Raw genomic sequence first — 264 nt, 5'->3', positions numbered from 1 at the left:
TCAATCCCCAGCTCGGCCTCCATCTCCATGCCCAACCCGAGCATGTCAACCGGATAACCCGTCTTCTCCGAAACAATCGACAACACCACATCACCCGCCGACACCGACGGAGCAGCCGAAACCGCTACCGCAGCACCAGGAGCAGCGGGCGCGGCGAAGTCCGCAACCGTGTCGACAACATCCTGCAACGTCCGCAACCCCGACAACTCAGACGCCGGAATCTCCGGAGCACCAGGGAACTTCGCCTGCAACGCCGCCAAAATC

1 protein-coding gene is annotated in these 264 nt (G+C 62.1%); it reads right to left on the bottom strand.

The window, feature by feature from the left end; genetic code table 11:
* Positions 1 to 264, bottom strand: a 264-nt coding sequence (locus SLQ31_RS29420; protein WP_319437728.1) for a hypothetical protein, incomplete at both ends; no start/stop codon positions are given.

The sequence above is a fragment of the Mycobacterium sp. RTGN5 genome, from assembly GCF_033804465.1.
In the GTDB taxonomy this organism is placed as follows: Bacteria; Actinomycetota; Actinomycetes; order Mycobacteriales; family Mycobacteriaceae; genus Mycobacterium.
The sequence above is the reverse complement of the archived record's forward strand: the minus strand, read 5'-3'. Positions and strand labels throughout refer to the sequence as shown.